General features: G+C 61.3%; 19 protein-coding genes and 1 pseudogene. 4 read left to right on the forward strand and 16 right to left on the reverse strand.

The window, feature by feature from the left end; genetic code table 11:
• The 6 genes and pseudogenes from E5W70_RS07010 to tssL all read right to left on the reverse strand — a co-directional run.
• The coding region (locus tag E5W70_RS07010; protein ID WP_292655727.1) for a serine/threonine-protein kinase at positions 1-1027 on the reverse strand (1027 nt) is incomplete at its 3' end.
• A gap of 5 nt (positions 1028-1032) precedes the next feature.
• Positions 1033-1806: a protein phosphatase 2C domain-containing protein gene (locus E5W70_RS07015; protein WP_292655729.1), complete on the reverse strand. Its 774-nt coding sequence runs from the start codon at positions 1804-1806 to the stop codon at positions 1033-1035.
• A 279-nt stretch (positions 1807-2085) separates the two neighbouring features.
• Positions 2086-2296 (reverse strand): annotated as a pseudogene (locus E5W70_RS07020) (RES domain-containing protein); the annotation flags it as partial.
• Positions 2293-2679, reverse strand: a complete 387-nt coding sequence (locus E5W70_RS07025; protein ID WP_292655734.1) for a hypothetical protein — start codon at positions 2677-2679, stop codon at positions 2293-2295. The gene E5W70_RS07025 and the pseudogene E5W70_RS07020, both read right to left, overlap by 4 nt.
• Positions 2680-2857: 178 nt before the next feature.
• Positions 2858-6421 (reverse strand): type VI secretion system membrane subunit TssM, encoded by a 3564-nt coding sequence (gene tssM, locus E5W70_RS07030; protein WP_292655737.1) that lies wholly within the window; start codon positions 6419-6421, stop codon positions 2858-2860.
• A 22-nt stretch (positions 6422-6443) separates the two neighbouring features.
• Positions 6444-7679: a type VI secretion system protein TssL, long form gene (tssL, locus tag E5W70_RS07035; RefSeq protein ID WP_366509676.1), complete on the reverse strand. Its 1236-nt coding sequence runs from the start codon at positions 7677-7679 to the stop codon at positions 6444-6446.
• Positions 7680-7908: 229 nt separating this feature from the next.
• Between tssL and E5W70_RS07040 the strand changes: the two genes are divergently transcribed.
• Complete coding sequence (locus E5W70_RS07040; protein ID WP_292655853.1) at positions 7909-8214, forward strand: hypothetical protein; 306 nt, start codon at positions 7909-7911, stop codon at positions 8212-8214.
• Positions 8215-8237: 23 nt separating this feature from the next.
• Here E5W70_RS07040 and tagH read toward each other — a convergent pair whose 3' ends face one another.
• Complete coding sequence (tagH, locus tag E5W70_RS07045; protein ID WP_366509677.1) at positions 8238-9245, reverse strand: type VI secretion system-associated FHA domain protein TagH; 1008 nt, start codon at positions 9243-9245, stop codon at positions 8238-8240.
• A gap of 292 nt (positions 9246-9537) precedes the next feature.
• Between tagH and tssI the strand changes: the two genes are divergently transcribed.
• Genes tssI through E5W70_RS07060 form a run of 3 tightly spaced genes read left to right on the forward strand, consistent with a single transcriptional unit; the run spans position 9538 to position 12641 of the window.
• Positions 9538-11868 (forward strand): type VI secretion system tip protein VgrG, encoded by a 2331-nt coding sequence (gene tssI / locus E5W70_RS07050; protein ID WP_292655742.1) that lies wholly within the window; start codon positions 9538-9540, stop codon positions 11866-11868.
• A 12-nt stretch (positions 11869-11880) separates the two neighbouring features.
• Complete coding sequence (locus E5W70_RS07055) at positions 11881-12306, forward strand: DUF6484 domain-containing protein (protein WP_292655744.1); 426 nt, start codon at positions 11881-11883, stop codon at positions 12304-12306.
• On the forward strand, positions 12306-12641 hold the full coding sequence (locus E5W70_RS07060; RefSeq protein WP_292655746.1) for a hypothetical protein: 336 nt from the start codon (positions 12306-12308) through the stop codon (positions 12639-12641). The genes E5W70_RS07055 and E5W70_RS07060 overlap by 1 nt, the downstream gene beginning before the upstream one ends.
• 138 nt (positions 12642-12779) lie before the next feature.
• On the opposite strand, the gene E5W70_RS07065 is transcribed toward E5W70_RS07060, so the two are convergent.
• From E5W70_RS07065 to tssJ, 9 genes are all read right to left on the reverse strand, one after another.
• Entirely contained in the window at positions 12780-13679 is a 900-nt protein-coding gene (locus tag E5W70_RS07065) for a hypothetical protein (protein WP_292655748.1), read from the reverse strand.
• A gap of 66 nt (positions 13680-13745) precedes the next feature.
• Positions 13746-14834 carry a PAAR-like domain-containing protein gene (locus E5W70_RS07070; RefSeq protein WP_292655750.1) on the reverse strand — a complete coding sequence of 363 codons (1089 nt, stop codon included), beginning with the start codon at positions 14832-14834 and terminating at the stop codon, positions 13746-13748.
• Positions 14831-15856 (reverse strand): 3-oxoacyl-ACP synthase, encoded by a 1026-nt coding sequence (locus E5W70_RS07075; protein ID WP_292655753.1) that lies wholly within the window; start codon positions 15854-15856, stop codon positions 14831-14833. The genes E5W70_RS07070 and E5W70_RS07075 overlap by 4 nt, the downstream gene beginning before the upstream one ends.
• Positions 15853-16956 (reverse strand): DUF2169 domain-containing protein, encoded by a 1104-nt coding sequence (locus E5W70_RS07080; RefSeq protein WP_292655755.1) that lies wholly within the window; start codon positions 16954-16956, stop codon positions 15853-15855. The genes E5W70_RS07075 and E5W70_RS07080 overlap by 4 nt, the downstream gene beginning before the upstream one ends.
• A complete protein-coding gene (tagF, locus tag E5W70_RS07085; RefSeq protein ID WP_292655756.1) occupies positions 16956-17483 on the reverse strand; it encodes a type VI secretion system-associated protein TagF in 528 nt (175 codons plus the stop codon). The genes E5W70_RS07080 and tagF overlap by 1 nt, the downstream gene beginning before the upstream one ends.
• Positions 17480-21016 carry a type VI secretion system membrane subunit TssM gene (gene tssM / locus E5W70_RS07090; RefSeq protein WP_292655759.1) on the reverse strand — a complete coding sequence of 1179 codons (3537 nt, stop codon included), beginning with the start codon at positions 21014-21016 and terminating at the stop codon, positions 17480-17482. Before tssM (E5W70_RS07090) ends, tagF begins: the two co-directional genes overlap by 4 nt.
• 1 nt (position 21017) lies before the next feature.
• Positions 21018-22340 carry a type IVB secretion system protein IcmH/DotU gene (gene icmH / locus E5W70_RS07095; RefSeq protein WP_292655762.1) on the reverse strand — a complete coding sequence of 441 codons (1323 nt, stop codon included), beginning with the start codon at positions 22338-22340 and terminating at the stop codon, positions 21018-21020.
• A 4-nt stretch (positions 22341-22344) separates the two neighbouring features.
• Entirely contained in the window at positions 22345-23679 is a 1335-nt protein-coding gene (tssK, locus tag E5W70_RS07100) for a type VI secretion system baseplate subunit TssK (RefSeq protein ID WP_292655765.1), read from the reverse strand.
• 39 nt (positions 23680-23718) lie between these two features.
• On the reverse strand, positions 23719-24174 hold the full coding sequence (gene tssJ / locus E5W70_RS07105; RefSeq protein WP_292655769.1) for a type VI secretion system lipoprotein TssJ: 456 nt from the start codon (positions 24172-24174) through the stop codon (positions 23719-23721).
• Positions 24175-24176 lie beyond the last annotated feature (2 nt).

Below are 24176 nucleotides of genomic sequence, written 5' to 3' on the forward strand. Positions count from 1 at the left end.
GGACATGCGGGACAAAGCGCTGCCCGCCCGAGCCCGCCAAAGGCGCGTCATGGCCTAAAACATTGGATGGCGGGGACGAGGCCTTCGGATCGGGCGCAAGGGTTTGCCCCGCCCGTGGCAAACCCGGCCTGTCGCGGTTTGGGATGAACGTCGGCGGCGTTGTCCCTTCGTCCTCGTCACGCGTCATCCTGGCGATTTCCGCCATGCTCGCCGGGCGGTCTCGCGGATCCGGCTGCAGCATGGCTTCAACAATGTCACGAAAATCGTCATCGATGTCGGACAGGTCGGGCACGGTCCGGCGCTTTTCGATGATCTCGAATTGGGACCCGCTCATGTCGATCGGCTTGCCGCGCAGGGCGGCAACCAGCACCAGCCCCAGGCTGTAGATGTCGGACTGCTCGCTGACATCGCCGCTGTATAGCCCCAGTTGTTCGGGGGAAACGTAGTTGTACTTTCCCGCGAATTTTCCGCCGATCAGGGTCTCACCGCCGACGGTCGCCGATCGCGCGATACCGAAATCGATGATCTTGGCGCGGTCAACCCGCCCGCCCGGCAAGATGATGTTGTCCGGAGAGAGGTCGCGGTGAATTGCTCCCGCCTGATGCACGGCGCTCAGACCCGACGTGAGGCGATGGCAGAGCTTGCGCACCTCCTCAGTCGGCATTGGGCCACGTCGCATAATGTCGTATAGCGACTCGCCGTCGACGAATTCCATCGCAAGATAGGGACGACCGATCCCTGGATCGATCGTGAAGACGTGATATCTCACGACCGCATCATGCGAGAGGTGATTGAGGATCGACGCTTCCTTGCGGAACAAGGACAAGATCGTCGGGTCGCGGGCAAATTCGGGCAGGACGATCTTGATCGCGACATGGTCGCCAGTCTGGATGTTGTGGCCGCGGTAGACCTCACCCATGCCGCCGAATGCGATCCTCTCGTCAAGTTCGTAGATGCCGCTGAGCTGCGTGCCGACGGCTGTGTTGGCCAGTTGCGGCGATATTCGCGTCTTGTCGTCGGCGCTCATCAGCCTCAACCCTCCGCTCTGGACAGATCAGGGTAGGGGGGGTGCCCATTGCTTCTGCTTGCGAATTTTACCAGTACAATCGTGACATTGTCTGTCCCGCCTCGCTCCAGCACCGTTTTCAGCAGAGCCTCACAGGCCGCCTGAGGTGTTGCAGTCACGACCGCGGCGCCGATTTCGGCATCGGTCAAATGCGCAGTCAGCCCATCGGTGCACAACACAAAGATGTCTCCCGGCATGATTTCCCCTTGCTGGAAATCGATGACGATTTCGTCGCTGACGCCTACCGCATGCGTGATGACATTGCGGCGCGGCCAGGTGAGCGCCTCGGCTGCGCTGATCATACCGCGGTCGAGAAGTTCCTGAACTTCGGTGTGGTCCTTCGATATCTGCGAGATCGAGGCGTTGCGGATCAGATAAACCCGGCTGTCGCCCGCCCACAGGCAGGCAAATCGCCCATCCATCGCCAACAGGGCGGCAACGGTGGAGCCGATGGTTATGCCGCGGGATTCGGAGATCTTGCGGATCTCGGCGTTGGCGCGGCTCAGCCTGTCCTCGAAGCGCGCACGAAGATCCGGGGCGGAACTGGCAATGCCGATCGTGGCCAGATGATCGACAATGCTGGCTGAAGCGACCTCTCCGGCTTCATGCCCACCCATTCCGTCGGCCACCACCCACAGGCCAGTCCGTGGCTCGACCAGATAGTTGTCTTCATTGTGCTCACGGACACAGCCATTGTGGCTCACGCCGAAGCTTTCAAAGGAAAGGGCGACATCGCTCAACTTGCCACCAAGCGCTTCTCGAAGCGTCCTCTGCAGCGCACTCTCAGGCGCTCGCTAGCGCCACTTTGCCATATGCTGCAATATTAAAGTACCGAAATTTAGCTTTGAGCGCGTGACGCTTTTCGGAAGAGGCTTGATGGCAAGGGCTATTGACGACGCCGGGCGGAACGTGGCTGTCATCATTGAACCCAATAGCGGATTGTAGTCTTTGCAGCAGGCACTGGCGGATTACGACCACGACGACTGATTGTGCGGAAGGCGGTTATCGGGATCGTAGGTAGCGAGCGTCGCCGGCGGCGTGATACTGGCGCCTTGCTTATTCCTCGAGCGCTGTCTGGGGCGCTCGCGACAGATACAGCGCTTCGACCCCCGGCCGATTGAAGCGGCCACCGTCGGAAGCTGCGCCCGCACCGCTGGTCGGGAGGAAGGCCCATTTGGGTGTTAGGTAGCGATGAAAGATTTCGTCGGGACCGACGCGAGAGATTTTCACCCGCGCGCGCCGTTCTCAAGATCGCGAACAAACGCGAGAACCGCCTCGACTTGGCCGTTGGCGACAAGTTCGGCCGCCGTGCGATGCCCATAGTCGGCGATCGGCTCGTTGCGATACCAATAAATGGCCCTGTCAACTTCGCCGGTGAGTTCCGTCGCCGCCGAGATCACCTTCACCATTTCGCGCATCCTGCCCTGCAGGCGCTCGGAGGAAGGGTTGCGCAACGTATTTCGATGGACGCCTGTTAGCTGCGCCAGATTGGCAATCTTCACACCTAGGGCCTTCGACAGGCGTTGGGGCGAGATATAGGGGGTCCGAGGCTCCTGAAGGCTGTCAACGAAGCCCGAGACCATTGCGTTGTATGCATGCTGAACCGGCGGCATGGGAAACCTCAAAAATTCATTGCTGCACAATGTATGCACATAATAATGCATATCAACCGCACAGGCAAATGCGCTTTATCCCAGAGTTCACTCTGATGCGACTTCACCGATGGAAGGACAATCCGTGATCGCAGCAACTTTTGGCGCCCTAGTTGCACCAGGTGAGGCTCAAATCCTCTCAAAACGCCTTCGGACAGCTGAATGCAGAAAGTGCGGGAAGGAAGAACGGGCTGGGTCCGGAACCGGTCTGGATCGTATAGCTGACGTCGCGTCCGCCGATTACGAAGCGCGCCTCAACAGTGCCGTCTTTGCTGGTGATCGTCGCCTTGTCCAGCAACCGCTTGAGCGACCACGGCCCTTCGAACCTGATTGCGGATTCGCGGCCCGGCATTTCCGGTATCAGTCTCAGACTGGCGGACGCCGAGGCCGCGCCGCTCGGCCAGGACACCGTGCTTGGCGTGTTACCCGCCTGGTTGCTCTGGACGATCTGGCCATCGACGTCGAGCACCGCAGCATCTGCATCGCCATTCAGCGAGAACGGGGCAAAGGTCAGGTTGACCGAGGGCATTGATCCGCCCGAGGGGAAAAAGGCGTTGCGGATTTCCGCAGCCACCTGAAAGTTTTTCAGCGTCGACTTCGACAGGTCGCGCCCAAAGCGCGCATCCTGTTTCCAGCTCCAGTCCTGGCCGCTCATGTCGATCAAGGAAGCAAGGTTCTGTGCGAAGAACCGGTCCATCAGGCCGCCCGGAGAGAACAACTTGGCGAAGTCCGCCATCGCAATATCCTGGGTACCATCGCCGGCGAAGGGGTAGCGGCCGTTGACCGCCTCCTCGCAGGGCTGCGTGACGGCCTGTTCGAGCATCTCGTTCAAATTCGTCAACGAAATTTCAGCCGCGTTGCCCTCAAATTCGTCTGCAGTTGCGTTGACCATTCTGCCGAGTTGCTTGGGCAGACGCGATGCATTGGCGCGAAGGGTGGCTATCTGCAGCTGCAGGTTGGCGTTTACACGTTCCGTCTGCGAAGGGACCTCGGTTGCCAGTTGCAGGCTCTGGTGGATATCGCGAAAATTCTGGGTCAGCGCATCGATCGGTCGGTGTCCAAAAGGACCGCTTACCAGAGCCTGGAAGGACCTGAACTGCGCTTCGATGTTTGCCCCGGGGCTCTGGCTTTGAAATTTCGCGGACCCGGTACCGGCACGGCTTTGCGATTTTGCGGAGCTAACTTGAATGCCGATGCGAGCCAGGCCCTTGGCCATGTCTGCGGCGTCCTGGGACTGGCGCATGACGGTGCCGGCTTGCATCCCTGTGCCCGACTCTTCGCCAGAGACAGAGTCGCGCGCCAGGGCTGTTTCCTCGGCAATCGCGGTAAAAAGCTGTTCGATCGGCGAGCTTGGTGAGGCAACGGCGGAAAGCGCGACATAGTGCGGCTTGTCGTTCAGCATGGCCTTGAATTTCAAACCATCGAGAACGCTGTTCCATGCGGCTGCGAACTCCTTGCCGTAGCGGTCGAGAAGTTCGGGGCCGAGTTTGAGCAACTCCTGATCGATGCCGCCTTGCTCGCCGCCACCTCCCAGAACCCACTGGTCGTCGTCGAGTGTCTGCGCAATGCGCGAAAGCTGTCCGAGATAAAAGTTGTTGAATCCGGCATGGGTGTAGAGACCGGGAACACGGAGCTTCGACAAATCGCCGCCATCGACGCGCTCGAACACAAGTTGCGCTTCCGGCCCGCCTTTTTGCGAAACAGAAAAATCGTCCAGCGCAGCCGCGTACACCGCCGACTTGATCGACGCGGACGCACGATCGGCAAGGCTCATGCGCCCGAGCGAACGCTGGGCGGCTTCCACAAGCGGCTGGTTGAGTTCGAAAACCGGATCATAGGCATCGTCCAACGCAAGCATGGCGCGTAAGTGCTTTTCGAGCTGCGCGCGTCCTTCCCGGTTGCTCTCGCCCGGATACCGGTTCTGTTCCCAATCCTGCTTCATCCAGGAGATGATCAATGGATCATCGACCTTGGGTGCCTTACCACCGAGCATCAGGTAAATCTTGAGCGGTTCGTAAAGCGCGGCGGGATCAGCCATCGTCGCCTGGACTGTCCGCTCAGCCTGAATAAGCAGACGCGACCGCAACATTCGTTCCAGTGCTTGCCGGTAGGCCGTTGTCGATGCCGAAAGAAGCCTTTCCCGCTGGCCAAGGCCGACCGTTTCCGCGATCGGTGTCGGTAAGTCACTGGTTTCGAAACCGGCCGGCATGTTGCGCAATTGGTCGAGCGGCCCGATGACGTTTTCAAGGTCGACATCGGTGACCGTCGTCGTTTTGAGCAGGGCGTCCGCTGTCACGCGATATTGGCTCATCGCCTGCGTCGTGGAGGCGATCAGTGAGCGGTTGGCCATGAAGCTCATCCCGAGCGTGCCAAGGGCTATGGCTGTGATCAACGCTATGATGCCAAAGCCGCAATATCGGAGAACCGCTGCCCGCCTCTCGGTCGCTCGGTCATAGGAAACCCATTCGGATTCAGCGAAAATGACATCAGTCAGGAGGTCGTGCAAAAAGAAGCTCTTGCCGGTTCCGGACAGATGGGGGCGGGAATTGTTGCCGAAGCTGCGGCCGATTGCGCCCAACACCTGATCGATCGGCGTCCCCTCTTGGGTCCCCGACGAGAAGTAGAGCCCACGCAAGCTGACATTCACCTGCCTGCGGACCGGATCGAACAGGCTGGTCACGAAACCGGCAATTCGGCCCTTGAGCGCGTAAAACTGGGCCGGAAAGCCAAAGATCGATATGCGCGCGACGGGATCAGCCTCTTCCTGCAGGCGATCAGCCATCTCATCCGCCAAGCGGTTCGCCAGTGCATCGAATTCGGCCGGAGCCTCACCGGCCATGTTCTTGTTGCGGTCTGTGGTCTGGAATGTCGCGCCCCAGACCTTGCGCCTGCGCGGCTCCTCGAAACTGCCGAAATAATCCATGAAGCCGGCAACAAGATCGGCCTTGGTGAAAAGCAGGTACACCGGAAACTGGATTTTCAGCGTCTCGTGGATCTCCCTCAGGCGACTTCGTATTTCAACGACATGGGCGTCGAGCTGCTGGTCATCGAGGCTGATGAGATCGGCAAGGCTGATGGCCAGGATAACCCCGTTGATCGGTTGTCTGGTGCGGTATTTCTTGAGCAGTGACAAAAACGCAAGCCAGCTCTTGCTGTCGCTTCCAGCATTGGAATCCTGCGTGGTGTAGCGTCCCGCCGTGTCGATCAGCACGGCCTCTTCGGTAAACCACCAGTCGCAGGAGCGGGTGCCGCCAACACCGGCCACCGGCTGGGCGTCTCCTGAACCGGCAAGCGGAAAATTCAGACCCGAATTGACCAGTGCCGTCGTCTTGCCGGCGCCGGGCGGGCCAATGACGATGTACCAGGGAATGTCGTAAAGGAAATTGCGCTTGCCGCTCGACCGCTTGAGTGCTGCGATGGCCTCACTCATGCGCGCCTCGAGCACCGGTGAATCGTCATTGCCCCCGTCGTTGCGGGCAATGACGATCTCGAGCGCTTTTTGCGCCTTTCTCACCTGCCAGACGCGCACTGCGTAAACGAGGGCCGCGGTCGCCACGATCGTGCCGATGATTGTCGCGCGCAACCAGACAGGTCCCAGCGGCCGGATATCGGCGAAGCGGATCAAAGGTCCAGCAAACCAGATCGCCGCCGCGAAACCGGCCAACGCGGCCGTGCTGAATATCCGCGGCAGCCAACGCATCATGGGCGTTTCCGACCGGCGGTGTTCACAGCGTTTCCTCCTTGGGGATCATCACGTCGACACGGCGGTTCTTGGCGCGGCCCTCGGACGTCGCATTGTCGGCAATTGGCTCATCTTCGCCCTTGCCATCGGCGGTTATTCGCGAGGGATCGCTAAGTTTCGCGGCGATCATTGTTTCAACAGCCTTCGCGCGGACGACAGAAAGGTCAAAGTTGGATTTGAACGTGCTTGATTTCCGTGGCTTCACATTGTCCGTGTGGCCAACGATCCTGATTGGCCCTGGCTCGTGCTCAAGGGCTGCGGCAATCTGTGCGGCCAGTGGCAGAAACTCGGGCTTCACTTCGGTCTTGCCAGGCTGAAACAACAAGAGATTGCTGATCTCCACAACGATGAAGTCGCCCTTCATGCCGACGGTGAGCCCGCCGCGCTCGACTTGCGTGGCCAGTGCCGAGCGGATGCGGTCGATCTGCTCGGTTGCAGCAGGCGAGGCGACTGTCACCGGTTTGGAAAGCGAGGGTACCACACTGGCGCGCTCGATCGTCACAGGCGTCGAGGGATTGAGCGCCAGCAATTGTCTGGCTGCAGCATCGCCTTCATCGGTCATGAACGCCCGCAACGTGAAGAACGCGGCCGTCAGCAGGGCTGAGGCCGCTGCAGCAACACCCCAGAGCGGCAGGCGGATTGAAGACGGCATCATCGTCGCGGCCATGCCTTGCCAGCGGGGGGAGATATCCTCTCCGGCGCGGGCCCTGAAATAGCGAAGCGTCTCGTACACGTCGCGCCGCACACGTTCGAGACTGGTATCGTCGCGCGCCAGCCCCCGATACTGGCCCTCAAATCCCAGGGAAAGGCAGACATGCATCAGCTCGACCAGGTCTAAGTGTGGCTCCGGATTGGCCAGCACCTTGTTCAATGCTTCGTAAAAGCCGGCGCCAGTGGCTTCGATGTGAAAGAACCGCGACAGCATACTGTGCAGTGCCCAGGTGTCCTTGCCGGCCCAGGGCAGGTTGCCCACAAGATCGTCGGCGGTTTCGCAAAGAGCAAACTTCGCGATCCGCGCATCCTCTTGGGGAACGCCTGACTTCTCCAGCGTCCAGTCGAACCTCTCGATCGCAGCGGCGATATGTTCGGCCAATTGCGCCGCCTGTCTTTCGACCGGCACGAGCCTGAGATGCCCGAACAGGACGAGCAACGGTGCTGACGCAGCGAGGATCGGATTTGCCGTCGAATATTTTACGGTGTCTGCGGCGCCGAGCAGCACCTCCTGCGCAATGGTCGGCCTTGACCCGGCTGCCTCGGCTCCGGCCGCTGTACCGGACGATGCTCCCTGATAAAGAATGGTTCCGGATGTCCAGTCCGGCGGCATATGCCGACCTATGTCAGGATCGAAAACTGTCGATTCTTTGACATCCGAGGGCCCGACGGTCTTCGCAATCGGTTCGCTTGCGGCTGGTTTCGCATTCTGCCCGCGCCGTGGGCGGATGACGGTCTTGCCCACCGGGCCGAAAGGATCGTCCTTCGAGCTCATCGCCGATATGCCGCTGCCATGCGGTGCCCGCGTTCGCGTGCGAGAGGCGCCAGATTTTTCCTGGCCGGATAGCGCAGGCAAGTATCATACCGGCACGGCCGCGGTCCGGAGCTACAAGAAACTATGGCGCCGCAATATGACATCTGCCGCAGACCCCCAGGTCAATCAGGCTTACCCGCTTGGCGAACTGTCGTATGTGATCGTAGTCTCAGATGTTGTCGATTGGAACATCATGCGGTGCGCCGACGCGCTTTTCTTCGTCAGCTAAAGCGCCGCAGTTTGTTTGGCCGTCTATTTTTGCTTGTCAGCTTTTGCATACGCTTCGCTGAAATAGGCCAAGAATATATCCAGCATGCCGTTTTCGTGTGCTTCCTCCATGCTCCGCCACGTCCCGACAAACGCGTCCCATGCTTGGGCCTTCTTCGAGGTAAACGACGTCGGCGGGAGCTTTTTGCCGATCGCTTCCGGCGACAGGTCGTCAAGCAGTCGAGAGAGCGCAGCTTGCATGGCGGCATAGGTGGCAAATTCGTGCGCCTTGAGATCGCGGAATGCGTCTTCGACGCTGTGCCTGGCATCGAGATAGCCGGCCCTGCGCCGCGCGAACATGATTTCGAGTATGTCGTCGGTGCCCGGGACAAATTTGAGGGGATTGTTTTCAGCGGAGCTTACCATTGTTCGGTGTGGGCTCTTGGCCAATGTCTTTGCGGCCGCACGTGCCTTCAGCAGCATGGCCAGTTGCTCGACCACCGTGCGCAGCACCGCGCCGATTTCGGCAGCGACTTCATGCGGATCACGCAATTGAAACAATTCCGGCGAAATGCCTGCGGCAATTGCAATTTCCCGCAGCGCCTCGTCTTTCGTCGAAGGGACGGTCGCAGGCGACGACGATGTCGATGGCGGGGCTTGCCCGAGCCATCGCTCTGCCGAACTGAAAAAAGGCTCGCCTCCGGAATCAAGCAGCCGATCGGCCGCGACCGGCATGTGTCGTTGCGTCGAACCTCGGTCAGCCTCCGGCTGACTTGGCGTTGCGTGCTCGTCGTCAATCGATACAAAGATGACGTAGCGGCCGACCAGGAGCCTGTCGCCGTGGTCTAGCCGGCGCGGACCGGTGATGCGTTGGCTCGATCCATTGATGAAAGTGCCATTGCGCGAAATATCGTGCAGCCAAAACGCGCCTGCCTCGTATCGGATCTGGCAATGCCGGCCGGAGATGAACTTGTCAGGGTCGGGCAAGATCCAGTCGCAATGTTCGCGCCCGATTTTGAAGCTGCGATTACGCGATCTGTAGCCGGGCGACACGCCAGCGGGCAGGGCATCGACATTGCTGATCTGCAGACTGATTAACATGCGAAATCGCCTGTGTGATCGCTGGCAGCCTTGCCGACACGATACTCCATGTTTTTAGCGTGGCTAATCCCAAAATTCGCATCACAGTGGGCCACCTATTCGTGGTCCGCTTTGGCCTGCACAACAAACATGTGGTACGCTCGAAATGGACTGGCAACCATCAGGGTTTGATGTGATTTCGAGTTCCTGATCAGGATCTTCAAATCCACTGGGCTGGCCGCCAGGCCGAGGAGGGGCACGACCCATGCCAAGTGAACAACGTGCCACGGTGGTGCAAACGCCAGTTGGCGCTGAGCTGTTGACCTTTACACATCTCGTCGGGCGCGATGAGATCAGTCGTTGTCTGGCCTATACGGTCGGGTTCGTGAGCCCCAGCCACGATATCGATCCGCTGAAGATGCTGGGTGGCCCCGTCTCGATCGAAGGTGAAGCCGACCCCCAGCGCTGGTTCAGCGGCATCGTGTCGGAGTTTCGCCTCACCCGGATCGAGGATCGACTGGCCTATTACGAAGCAGTCGTCAGGCCATGGCTCTGGTTTCTCGGCAATACGACCGACTGCCGCATCTTCCAGAACATGAGTGTCATCGAAATTATCGAGGAAGTTTTTTCGAAATACAGTACGGCAAAATTCGAGAAACGCCTGCAAGGTTCCTATCCGCCGCGCGAATATTGCGTGCAATATGATGAGACCGATCTGGACTTCGTGCAGCGGCTGCTCGAGCACGAGGGCATCCTGTATTTCTTCGAGCATGACGAGGGCAAGCACACGCTTGTGCTGGCCGATGCCATGAACAAGCTGAAGCCGGCGCCGGGCTATGAGAAGGTGCCGTATCACTTCGAAGGGCAGGGCTCCCGGCGCGACGTCGAATACATCACCGAATGGATTCCAGGCAGTTCAGTGCGGCCGGGCGCCTATGCCCATACCGACTATGATTTCAAGAAGCCGGGCGCCGACCTCATGGCCAAGTCAGCCCAGCCGTTCGGCCACAAGCTGGCTGCTGGCGAGAATTACCGCCAGCCTGGTGCGCATCTTGAAGTCGGTCGCGGCGACAGCCTGGCCGCGATCCGGCGCGAGGAGATCCAGGCGGTGCACCAGCGCATCGCCGCTGTCGGCACCGTGCGCGGGTTGTATTCGGGCTGCACGTTCGAGCTCGACGGGTTCCCGCGCGAAGACCAGAACCAGGAGTATCTGGTGGTCAGCGCCGAATACAGGCTGTTTGATCCGGGCTACAGAGCCCTTGCCGATGTCGCAAGCGAGAACTTCAAGGTGATCCTCGGCGTGGCGCCGACCGCCTTGCCCTATCGCCCGCCGCGGGTCACGACCCGGCCGATCATGCGCGGCCCGCAGACGGCGACGGTAGTCGGCCCGTCCGGCGAGGAGATATTCACCGACAAATATGCGCGGGTAAAGGTCCAGTTCCACTGGGACCGTCTCGGCAAGAAGGACCAGAACAGCTCCTGCTTCGTGCGGGTTTCGCAGACCTGGGCTGGCAGCGGCTGGGGTTTCATCCAGATACCGCGCATCGGCCAGGAGGTGATCGTCGACTTCATCGAAGGCGACCCGGATCTGCCGATCATCACCGGCCGCGTCTACAATGCCTCGCAGATGCCGCCCTACGGACTGCCGGGCAGCGCCACGCAATCCGGCTGGAAGTCAGATTCCTCCAAAGGCGGCGGCGGTTACAACGAGCTGATGTTCGAGGACAAGGCCGGCTCCGAACTGGTCAATTTCCAGGCGCAGAAGGATCATAACCTTCTGATCAAGAACGACCGCACCAAGCTGGTGCAGCACGACCAGTCCGATCGCATCGACCACGACGCCAAGCACTCCGTCGGCCACAACCTTGACGAGGACGTCGGCAACAACAAGACGGTCAAGGTCGGCGTCGACCAGACAACGGATATCGGCAACAACGACACCGAGACGGTGGGTGTGAACCGTTCGCTGACGGTGGGTTCGAATGAGACGATAGGTATCGGTTCGAACTCGACGGAGACGATCGGCGCCAACCACACACAAACCGTGGCGATCGTCCAGACGGTGACCGTTGGCGCTGCCCGGGTCGATTCGGTCGGAGCATCCGAGACGCGAACCGTCGGTGGCCTGCAAGCGAATACGATCGGTGCGACGCGGTCGGTCACTGTAGGCGCGGCGCAGAGCCACGATATCGGGGCAGCGGACAGCTGGAACATCGCTTCAAATCAGGACGTGACGATCGGCGGCGGCCAGACCTTTAACATCGCCGGCGACCAGAAGTCGAAGATCGGCAAGGGAAGGCGTACCGAAATCGCCACCGACGACGGAACCAAGGTTGGGGGCGCCTACGAGTTGCAGATCGCCAAAGCGAGCATGGTTCAGATCGGCGAGGACGGAAAGATCAATGTCGGCAAGACGTTCCTGATCGAAGCCGGCGACGCGATCGCGCTGAAATGCGGCTCGGCGTCCATTTCGATGAAGAAGGATGGCACAATCACGATCGAGGGCAAGGACATCACGATCAAGGGGTCCAGCAATATCAACGTGAAGGCATCGAGCGATATCGTCATGAAGGGCAGCAACATCAAGCAGAATTGACAGAGGTCATTGATGAACGAAGTTCGCGAGCGCATCGAGGGCGTCGTGATCGGCATATTCCTGGGTTTTGACGCGGAGGCTCCCCTGGTGGTTTTTCCAGGCAACCCCGTGGAAACCGCGGTGCCGGCGCGCAGCCTGACGGAACTTACCTCGGCGATGATTGGCGCCGAGGTTGCACTGCTGTTTCAGGAAGGCGACCCGGGACGGCCGCTGATCATCGGCCGGATCGTCGAGCCATCGCGCAAATCTCCCGCTCCGCAGGTGATACGCGATGGCGAGCGCGTCACCATAAACGGTGAAGAACGCATCGAACTTCGCTGCGGAAAGGCGACAATCATCATGGAGAAGGATGGCCGCATCACCATCCGCGGCACCTACGTGACAAGCCACGCCAGCGCCACGAACCGTATCCGCGGCGGATCGGTCAACATCAACTGATGGACAAGATCGTTCTGCCCGAGATCGTCAGGCAGCACGCCGAAATGGCTGCGTTCCTGTGGACCGTGTACGACCGTCACCTCCTCCACCCGGACGAGAATCCGGACATGGACGAGGAGCGGCTGTCGCGGCTGATGGAGCGGCTGGACGCCCATATCGACGGCCTTCGAGTTGCCGGCGATGCGGGCCGCGAAATCGCGGAAGAGCGCTATGCAGAATATCCCGAGGCAGGGGAGTTGTTCGTGCTGCGCATGCTGGTCAACGGCGCGCCGCGGCGAATCTCGGAACTCGACCTTGCCAAGGTGCGCGCCTACCTGGCCGAGAATGGGCTCTGACAGCCGCCCTGAAGTCGATCCAAAGGGCAACGTGGCAAAAAGTTGCGACTTGTCTGACCGGATAACGTGCAAAAACAGGTGGCGGCCGACGAGATCGACGTTTGCAGGGCTACCCTGCTCGTACGAACCTCGGTCCGACTACTCCAGCCGGAAACCGTCTTTGTACACGAGCGTGAGCGTCTTCCATTCCTTGCCGTCGAAACGCCAGGCGGCATCGATGCCGGCGGCGTAAAGGAAGTCGCCGTCGGAGCGCAAGTCCGATGCGATGCCGGTATCCTCGAACGCTGCCAAAGCGTCGCCGTTCTCGATGTTGATGCCCACCTCGTCACCCCAATAGCCCTTGCCTTTGTATGTACGCACGGCGAGATGAGTCAAAGCTGCGACGGGCTCTATTTCCGTCACTTCCTCATTGGCGATCCGCAGGCACACGCCATCCTCGCCGGAGACCCTGATCGTGCCATCGGCCGCGACATCGATCCCGTAGAACATATCGTGCCGGTGAACTTCGAGCGGCTGCCACGTTCCGCCAACTAATTTGTGAACCACCCCCATGTCTCCGCAAGCATAGATTCCGTGCTTGGGATGGCCGTGAATGTCCATATATTCGTCGTTGCCGATCGGCGTGATCGGCTGCCAGTTGGACCCGACCTGCCTGTATGCCGCTCCTTCCGCGCCGACTGTGATCGCTCCACCCGGGTCCGCGGCCCATACCTGGCGCATGCTTTGATCGCCAATCCTGTCACGGGTCCAATCGGCGCCAGCATAGCGCCAGATCCATACGGTCGCCTCCAGCGCGAACAGCTCGCCGGAGGGGGATGCCGAAAGCGACGTGAGCCATTCACTGGTGAAAAGGACTCCGCGCGCGGTCGAGGGTTCGAAATTGTCGACGATGAAGATTACCGAGACCGTGGTCTCGTAGTCATCGTCGCTGAGCAGAAACAGGATCGCGACCTTGCCGTCGCCCATGGGAGCAACCTGCAGGCACTCGGCGGAGGTGTCCTCATCGTTGACGAAGTCTTCGAGGTCTTCCTTGTCCATCTTGATCTGTCCAATCATGTCCGGATACCCGTAGCGTTTCGGTCGGCTCGATGCAGGCTTACGCAATCATGGCGGGCAAGACTTGCTCGACGGCCACACGTCGGACGCCGTGACGACAACTTTCGACGGATCTTTGCCGGCTTTCTTTGCCGCCGCTTTCAGTCGTTTTTTCGCGACGCCTGCAAGACGACCCTGGTCCGCCGCCTTCGGGCAGCTGTCGACGCACCTCGTCTTGTCTTTCACCTGCTTTTGCGTCTTGTTCATGCTCTTCTTTTGATAGTCCTCATTGGCATTCTTGAGGCATTCGGTGGCAGCTGCATGGACTTGTTTCGGGATCGTCGGATCCTTCATGTGCTTGACGGTCTCGCTCGCGCATTTGTCGTTGAAGTCTCCAAGCTTGCCCTTGGGATTGTCCTTTATCCATTTTGCCGCCTCTTGGGTCTTGGCCCAATGCGCCGTCTTGCGTTTCTTGCCGAGGATCTTCTTGGTGGGAATTCCTGCCACCTTGGCCTTGGCGCCTTCGCCGGCCACCCATTTTGCTTTCATGCAAATGCACGGCGCTTCCTGTTCGTCATAGGCTTTGCAGCAGTCGAGCGTAAGATCACGCACCCCCGCGGCCGTAAAGAACCGCACTTCCGTCGTATGCTCCTTCTCGTAGCCTTCCGGACATTCAAGGTCCTTGTAAGGCTTGATTTCTAGCATGTCGCACGTGAAGTCCGCCGGCGTTGCCGTGGAGATCAAGGACATGGGCGGCCCACCGGCGGCCGGCGAGGCGTGGTCGTTGGACCCCAGGTCGGAGAAACGGCTGACCGGCTCGCCATCCATCTTCACATTGCCCGACCAGGCATGGTTGTATTCCTTGCCGGTGTTCACCGAGGTGATGAGGTTCTTCTTCGGTGCGCAGCCGGCCTCGTTGCCCGAGCATTTTGTGTAGTACGATTTGTTCTTCTGCGTGATCGTCTTGCCGCCGATCTTGACAGTGCCGGTGCCGCTGTCGGTGTCGCTATCCATGCTGAATGTCGGATACGGAACCGGCACGCCGGGAGGCGTCGCCGGCGTCTGTGGCGGCGTGAAACAGACATAAGGGAAGGCCGCGATCACATTGTTGGTCTGCGCCTTGCAAGCTATTTCGAGTCCATTCGCGAAGACCGTCATGCTGCCATCCTGGTCGTGTCGGCAAAAACAGCCGCGCCGCAGGCCCCCTCGTCGGACGATGCCTCAACCAGAACCGGATTGCCGGCGGCGTAATTTTTCCGCGCGGCCGTCCACGCCATCCCCACCATCAACGGCACGGCGGCGGCGCCGATGTTGCCGAGGGATTCGGCCGGCGACCACAGGTCCTGAAATTCATGACGGCCACGCAGAAGCCGGATCGAAGCAAGAGCCGTTTGCTTGAAGTAATACTGCTCGCCGATCAGGTCGGAGATGCGGTAGCCGAGCCGGCTCATGTCGATACCGGTTTCGCGGAAGGCCGCGTCATAGGCGGCCGTCATGCCATCGGCTCGCAACGGCAGATCGCTATTGTTATAGATTGACGCCGCTTCGCGCGAGAGCCCAAGCCCGAAGAGCTGGAATCCTCCGCGCCCAGACAACGTGCATAGAACCGCGGCGGCGGCCTCGCCCGGAATGAAGCCATTCGGGTTGTCAGCCGTCAGCAAACGGCGCTTGTCCAGATAATGCGCGATCGTCGGCGCGGTCAGGTAACAGTCGACGCCGGCGATCATAACATACGGCGCTTCGCCTGACGCAAGCAACTTGCGGGCATGGTCGAAGGCAACGTGTCCGGACGGCCGCCCATGCGCGACAATGCGGGAGCGTCGGTGGGGCTCGATCTCGACGATGTCGCCGATACGCCGCACCAGGCGGGAATTGTCCCGTACCGGTCTGCCCGGACGGTCCTCCTCGGGCAAGCACAGGATCAGGGCGGTCTGGCCGCGCGCCTGCGGCACGCTCTCGAAAGCCTCGGTGATGGCGCCGGCGGCGAGATGGGCGAGGCGCTTCTCGCCAATCCAGTTGCGCGGCAGCGGCACCGGCGCTCCGGTCAGCCACCCTTCAGGCGTGCTGGCAAAGCGTGTTTCCTGAAAGCCGTCGAGCCGGGCGCGCATCGCCGCGCATGCGGAAGGCGCGTCTAGGCCCACGGCCGTCGCCATCCCGATCGAAACGACGTCAACGCTCATGCTCCCTCCGTTTCGTCTTGTGGTGCCCTGCCGCTCGCTCGGATGAAGGTCCGGCCGGTTGCCCTTGCCCGCAACATGGATTCGGTCGGAGGCCCGACCCAGCATTCGCTGAAATCAAGGATGGTTCGCTCGATCCGCTGCGACACACGCCAGACCAGCGAAAAGCGGCGTTTTTCCGGGTCAAGCAGAACAGTGTCTGGAAATATGTCGGCCTCATAGGCTTTCTGCCTGCCTTTGAACAACGTCATCGGCAATGCCGTTGACGACAGGCGAAAGCTCACCCGCCCCTCAGGCGTCAGGTTCACCAGCACCACCTCTTCGCCGCCTCTCGGCAGCTCGATCTGCTGGTCGGGTGGTGCCATCTGGAAATAGCGCTCGTCGAAGTCCGGTGGCAGAAATGGAAAGATGTTGGCGGTCCAGTTGTCGTCATAGGTGCCGCCATATTCGATGCGGCCGGGCCAGCCGCGACCCATCGGCCCAAAACTCATCGGCTTGTAATCGCCGAAGGGTGAGCGGATGTCTTCGCCGACCGCTTGGGTGTTGGGCAGGCGCAGGCCCGGGATCAGCCGTTGATTTCGGGCACGCGACCAGCCGGTTCCGACCGGGTTGTATTTATAGCTGGCGGGGAGCTTGTCCTCCGGATCCAGTCTGTCGACGCCACCCCAGGCGACGTCATAGGAGATGGGCAGCTTCAGGAAGGGCTGCGGCGCGGTTGCGCTGAAGACCGGACCGATGGCGCGCCATTCGCGTGTGCCGACGACTTCGAACAGCTTCGACCAATTGCCGACTTTTATGCCGACCGGGACCCGCTCCGCCGGGCGCCCGCCGGGCGCATAGGCACAGCCATTGGCGATGACGTCGCAGCGCGGTTTGCGGAAGGCAAAATCGGTTTCCCACAGCGTGGCGGAATAGCCGGGTTCACCGGTCTGTGTGTCGGCCATCACCAGCGGCACCTGCTCCGCCGATTTCCGCACCGGGCCGCCCGGCGTCGCGGGAAAATCGAACGTGCCCTTCACCACGACGACGATCCACTCATGGCCGGCCTTGTCCATGCCCATCGTGAATTGATGCGGATACCCAATCTGGTTCCAGATCTGCATCAGCTGGTCTCCCAGCTGGCGGCGAGGATCTGTTCCAGCGTCGCTTGCGGCGATTGCGGATCGATATCGAAAATGTCGGAGTAGGCGGTCCACATCACCATGCCGCTGATCAGCTCTTCGCGTGGCTCGACAGGCGGCACCGGCAGAGCACGCAACGCGGTGTCCAGTTCGTCGGGCGTCAGTTCGCCGCGTTGGGCGGCGATGGCCGCTTCTTCGATCCAGGCAAACCATGCTTCGACATGGGCCAGGTCCAGCGGCGCTTCGGCGAGCTGCGCGACGACACTCAACGGGAATTGCCTGCCGACCCTGTCCGCGCTTTGCAGAACGATACCCGCTGCGGCTCCGAACAAAGCCGGGCCGGTCATGAAGCGTAGCGCGGTGGTGCGCGGCCAGGTTTCGATGCCCACCAGCGGCACGATGTGCTGCGCCAGCCAGCGATCCCAGACGTGCACAAAATCCCCCGGCAACCGCCGCGTGACGAAATCGCCGGTGGCAGGCATTTTGCCGTAAAAGCCGGGCAGGATCATATCTGCGGCGGACATGAGAATTTCTTGAACATCTGGAGATTGTAAGGGTTTTCGACGCTCGCGGCCTTGAGCTCAAAGTCGGCGTACATGCCTTGCGTGCCCAGTCGCAGGCTGTAGACGTCCGACAGCGAGGTGCCGGTGAACCGACCGCTGCGCAACATTCTCAGCCACGCCCAGCTGCCGGTCTCGTTGAGCAAGATTTCGGGCGAGCCATCGATCGGCTGGAAGGCAAGCGAGATGACCCCTGTGCCGTCCTTGCCGGGCCACGTCATCGGCTGCGGCCTCGTTGCATTGTTATAATAGACGAGGTTCTGGCCATCGAGGTTGAGCGTCACGCGCGCGACATTGGGCGACAGGTCCTTCGGTTCGAGCGTGAAGCTCATCAGCGGGCCTGTACCGCCGGGAAAGAGATCATCGCGGATCCGCCTTGCCTGTTCGAACGCGGCCAGTGCCGAAGGATCAAGGCCGAAATCGGCGCGCCATTTCCATGGCTGCGCTGACGTGTCGACATAGCTGATCAGATGGTCGTTGATGAAGGTGTCGATCAGCCCTGCCGGTCCGAACAGACGGGCGAAGTCGCGGACATTGACGTCGACGGCGCTGTCAGGGCTGAAAGGATAGCGGTTGTTGAGTGCTGCCTGGCAGAACGGCAGGATGTCGGCTCGCCAGATGGCGTTGAGCTCCGAGGTGACCGCCTTCTGCGTCAGGCCGCTAGTATCGCCGGCAATACCGCCCAACCAGTCGTCGATCGGATCGGGCAGGATCTGCGCCTGCCTGGCAACCGCTCCAGTCAGTTCGGCGAGGCCGCCCTGCTTTTTGATGGCGTCCTGAGGATCGGGATTGGCCGTCACCGTCTGCAGCACGTTGGACAGTGCGGTCAGCGCGACAATGGCGGCGTCGAGCGCCGGTGGCTGGCCGTCGACCTCGGCGATGGCACCCTTGAGCGGCTTGAAATGCTCGGCCACCAGACTGCCGGTAAGATCCACCTCGTCGGCGGAGCCCGCACGCGGCAAAAGCTTTGCTCCGGTTTTTACGATCTTGCCAAGCTTGCCTAGCTTGCCAAGCAGTTTCGAGCCACCTGCCGCCGCTGCCTTGTCGTTTGCCGGCGCTTCATCGGATCGCGTAAGCTCGGTCTCCTGGACCACCGCGGTGACCAGGCGCTTCAGCGCGGAGTCGGCACTTGAAAGATCCTTGAGGTTCTCACTGGCGACGTTGAGGTCGGTCAATGGCGCCAGCCTCATGTCGCGCAGGAAGCTGTCCCATTGCGCGATGTAGTCGTCGTAATAGAGCTTCAGAATATCCTCTGACAGCGCTGAAACCGAGGTTTCGGAATTTTCCGAGCAACCGCCGGCGAACACCGCCCGGTCGAGTGCTGCTTGGGCGGCGACATCCTCGACCCGGTCGAGAATGGCGTCATGGAAGCCGGCATAGGTAAACGCTCCCGAAATGCCGACCCGAAGCGTCTTGTCGGAACGCCGCGCAAAGACCTTGGCGCCGTTGGGACCTGCGAAGTTAGCAGGAATCCATTCCTTGAGCGCAGCCACCGCCGGGTCCGCCAGCAATTGCTTATAGGCACGCGCCGGCAAGGAAATCGTACAGACGGTTTTCAGTGCCTCTGCAACCAATGCCTGGTCCGGGGCGATATAACTGGCGTCAACCGCCATGCGACGGATCGCGGCAAGCTGGTGCTCTTCGGCGTCGGCTGTCGGAAAGGGGGCAGCCGCGGCGAATTCGGGCAGCCTGTTCACCCACCAGTCCTGGGCAAAGTCCGGATCCATCTGAGAAAGGCCGGTCATCATGCGATAGGTCTTCAGCGCGCCAAGCATGAAGTCCGGATCGCGGATCTGCCGCCACATCGTCGCCTCGAGCAGCGCCACCATGTGCGGCTCGAGAACGTTGCGCAAAGCATGGTCGTAAGTGTCGGTCTGTGCCCGCACCAGTTCCGCCGAGGCTGATGGCCCCAGCAAATCCTGTGCTGCGCCAGGCGGCGGGGTACGGGCATTTGCGACCTCATCCATCGCACTGAGGGCGCCATCGATCGCGGGCTGTTCTACGGATGCCGGGTTTGCCGCGGCCGAGGTCAGTGGCGTTTGCAGCGCCTCGAACTGGCTTGCCTGGGCCGTGATTGCGTTGCGGTTGTCGTAATAGGACCAGGTGAACAGCCCGCTGACCAGTAGGGCGGCTGCGACACATGCGGCGGCCGCGCCACGCCAGATCCAGGCGCGGCGGCGTTGCGCCAGCGGATCGAAGGTGCCGAGGCCGGCTTCCTTGAAGATGACTTCTGTAAGCAGGTTCTTTAGGAAGAAGCTGCGTTTTTCGACACGCGGCGCGGCCAACGCCCGGCGCGGCGGAAGACCGAAGGAGGCAGACAGCGCCGCGGTCAGCCGGTCGATGGGCGCCCCTTCCTGGGTCGCCGATGTCAGATAAAGGCCACGCAGCCAGGCGGCCTCCTCATACCGGCTTTCGCCGAACATCGCCTCGATCAGAACCTGGATCGGCTCGGACAGGCTGGCGAGTTGGGCGGGAAACCTGAAGATTTCGGCGCGGGCAGCAAGCTTGTCTTCGTCCTCCAGCCGGGGCACCAGCCGCCGCTCGAGCTCGGTTGCTAACGTCGCGATTTCCCGCTCGATAGTCTTTGCATCGACATGCGCATCGAGTGCGAACGTGGTCCCCCAGACCTGCTCGCGCGCAGCCGTCGACAAACCGCCGAAGAAAGCCTCGAACCCCTTGATCAGGTCGGCTTTGGTCAGCATCAGATAGACGGGAAGGCGGATTTCGAGGCGATCGTTGAGTTCGGCCAGCCGACGGCGGATCTTGCGGCCATGCGCCTTGATCGCTTCGTCGCCCTCCGAAAGCACATCGATCGAAAGCGCGACGATCACACCATTGAGCGCGCGACGGCCCCGGTGCTTCTTCAAAAGGTCGAGGAAGCCCAGCCACTCCACCGCGTCGACGTCGGGTTGGCTCTCCTGTTGGACATAGCGACCCGCGGTGTCGATCAGAACGGCGCTCTCCGAAAAGAACCAGTCGCAATTGCGCGTGCCGCCGACCCCTTGCAGGTCGTCGGTCAGGTCGATCGGAAAGTTCAACCCCGACTGCCGCAAGGCTGTGGTCTTGCCGGTGGCCGGCGGCCCGACGATCACGTACCAGGGCATCTCGCGCAGGAACTTGCGACCGCCCAGTTTGCGGCGCTTCAACTCGGCCATGACCTCGCCGAACTTAGCTCCGACGGCAGCAACATTCTCTTCGCCGGGGCTGAGTGGCTTCTCTACGGCCGGCGCGGCGATTTCGGCGACGAACATCCGGTTGGCACGGATCGCCCGACGCTGGGCAACGATCAGCCAGATCAGCCAGAAGATGACCAGCAGCGCGATGATGACGATGCGCACATTGTCCGAGGCGAAAGGGTCGTAGGGTCCGACCCTGACGATCGGCCCGAATACCCAGATCACCAAGGAAAGCAGCGTGATGCCAATCAGTGTCCACAGCCAGCGCGATGTCAGGACCGCCCAGAGGAAGCGCAGGATGAACATCTCACAGCCTCTTTTCGACCAGCACCTCTACGCGCCGGTTCAGGGCCCGGCCCTCGCGCGTGCCGTCGTCGGCCACTGGATCCGTGGCTGCCCGGCCTTCGGAATGGACGCGTTCCTGCGGCACTCCGCTTTGTACCAGCATGTCGGCAATGGTCTGGGCGCGAGCCTCTGACAGTCGCTGGTTGGTCGACAGCGGATTGGTTCTCTGCAAAGGAACGCTGTCCGTATGTCCGACCACAGTGATGTTGCCGATCAGGTCACGATTGGCGAGGATCACCTTGGCGATCGAGCCGATCAGCGGCTCGAATCCTTCCGTCAGTGTTGGCCGCGACGACTGGAACAGTTCGGGGTTGGAGGCCTGGATGACCAGCTTGGCCAGTGAAACGCTCTCGGTGCCGCTGAGAGCCGATCTCAGATTGCCCGGCGCCCCGGCCTCAAATTCGGGCAGCAGTGCAAAATCCACAGTCTCCGGCGGCGGGACATCGACCGTTGGCGACACGCGGCTGATGTCGCCACGGGTCGGCGGCGGCATGGCGCGGACCAGCGCTGAAAGCTCCACCGCCTGGCTGCTTAGTCCCATCGAGAGCCCGACATAGGTCGCGGTGGCGATGACCGCCGCGGCCAGGGCCATCACCCAGATCGGAACGATGAAGCGCTGCGGCTCGTCGGATGCGATGACGCCTTTCCAGTTCGGCGACAGCGGCGCATTCTCGGCGTCGGCATCGCGCAGGAAACGTGCCGCGGCCACCCGAACGGCATTGAGCGAGCGATCGCCCGACCGGCCGGGCACGCGATACTTGCCGCGAAAACCCAGTGCCAGGCAATCATACTGGAGTTCCAGCAATTCGCGATCTCGGTTCGGATGGCGTTCCAGTTCGTCGAGCCGTGTGAAGAACTGCGTGCCGGCGTCGACATCGCCGCGCAACATGACCACAAGCGGCTGACGCGGCCACGCGCTGGCCCCGCCCCAGGGCGTGTTCAGGGCCAGATCGTCGAGCAAGGCCGCCACCACCCAGGCTGCCTGATCGGCCCGCTCCATCGACGATCCCGCCGCCATTGCCGTGTCGCGTGCCCGAACCAGTTCTTCGAGCAGCCGAGTGCGTAACACTTCCGGATTCTCCGGTGGCAGCGCGCTTTCAAGCTCAGGCGCAAACTCGAGCAGGGGCGCGAAGGCGTTGACAAGGCCGTTCGGGTGGGTGCGCGAGCGTTTTACTGGCCCGCCTGGCAAGGATGCCGCCATCGGCCGCGGCATCGGCGTGCCGGTCAGCCTAATGCGAGTGCGTTCGCGATCCTCCGACAGTCCGAAAGGATCATCCCGGCTCATGGTTTCACCTGTTCACCGAATAGCAGTCCACCTGCGGTTCGCTCGGCAGTACACCCGAAACGCCAATGACGAAGCCTGGAGCACCGAGAAGCGATGCCCAGTGCTCGCTTTTCTGGTCGAGCTCAAGGCACAGCCGATCGCCGTCGTAAGGAATCTCGCGGGGTTGCGAATGAAGCGGTTTCAGCGGGATGCCGGGCAGGCGGGACTTCCACAGGCCCTCGAACTCATCCGCCGAGCCCACGGTCGCCTGGTTGACGAATATCTTGCGTAGCGCGTCCTCCGACAGTTCCGAACCGACCCGGATGACGATCCGGCTGGCCACCAGCAGCTTCGGATTGTCGATGCGGATTTTCCAAACATTGGTCGAATGGCGCATGACGGGCAGCGCGCGCGATTTCGGCTCGATGTAGCGCAGGCTCAGGATCAGTGAGCGCAATGCATCCGCCAGCGCCGAAAACGGTGGGCCGGGCGCTATGTGATCGTAAGCCGGCAGCTCGCCCAGTCGCCGCGCGCTTGAGCCGTAGGTCGCCATCGAACCGGCAAGCCCGGCCAGTTCCAGGTAAAGTTCGGCCGGATGGAAAACATCCTGCGCCAGTATATGGGCCAGTCGCGGACGCGCCGCGTTGGCGAGGTTGAGCATCAACAGGTCTTCGACGCTGCGCCCTGGCCCGCCCATGACCATCTTGCCATGCGCCTCGGCGATTTGGTCAAGGCCTGTGACGACTTCCAGAAGCAATTGCCGGTACCAGGCCACTGCACCAGTAACCAGGGCTGGTGGCAGGAATGTCTCGTCCAGCGAAACGCCGCCATCGGCACGAACCCCTTTGATGTCGGCTATCGGCAGGGCGGTATAGCCGCCGACCGATTTGCCGGGTGCAAGCAACAGCGATTGCGGCCGGGCGATTTCGATTTCTTCGGGGTCTGAACCGCCCTGGACGGCATCGCGCACCGAAACAATCCGTCCATGATAGCGCGCACCGCTGGGTGGCGCGTGCGCCGGATCGAAGCCGACGCCGCCGGTCGGCTCGAGCGGCAAGGCGACCAGCACCGGGCCGGCGCCTGTATCCGGGGTGACCGGCAGCGGACGCGGCGCGTCCATCAGATCCGGAATGGAGAAGGGGGTTCCGTCCGGGAAAATGCCTCTTGCAGACAGTATCGAGATCTGGCCGGCATCGAGCAATGCCTTATCCAGGGTCAATTGCTGAAAGCCGAACGTATGCAGCTGGCCGGCCTGCAACGCGCCGCGCACAGTCGCCTCGAAGAAACGATCCTGCTGCTGGAAATGCTGGGTCCGCAGAAAAAGGCCCTCGGACCACAGCACCCTGTTTGCATCGCTCATCCGGCTTCTCTCTGCATCGAACTCCCCTTGCCTTGGCCGTCAGGCGGAAATGCCGCCGCTGCCGAGTGTGACATTGATCGTAAAGTTTGATCCGGGCGAAACCGATTTGGTGGTCCGCCAGTTTCGCCCTCCAGGCTCACGGATGAGTGCAACGAAGCCCAGGGCCGTCGCATCCGGTTCAACCGTAATGGTCTTGGTCGCGGTTTTTCCAGGCCCGACGGCAATCTGATCGGATCCGATGAGATCGCCTGCCAGTGCCGAGCCGGCATCCCCCTGCAAGGCAAAGTAGTCGGCGGAATTGAACTTACCGGTGCTGCGCAGCCGCATGACCAGCACCGTCACTGGCCGGTCGCCGCCGCCTGGTCCAGGGTTCATGCCGGCCGCCCCTGACAGCTTCACCGTGATGACCGACGGTTTTGGCGGCCCGGCGCTTTGACAGGCCGTAAGCAGCCCGGTCGCACCCAAGGCAACGATAAATCCGCGTCGATCGATCATGT

The sequence above is a fragment of the Mesorhizobium sp. genome (assembly GCF_005063415.1).
GTDB lineage: Bacteria > Pseudomonadota > Alphaproteobacteria > Rhizobiales > Rhizobiaceae > Mesorhizobium.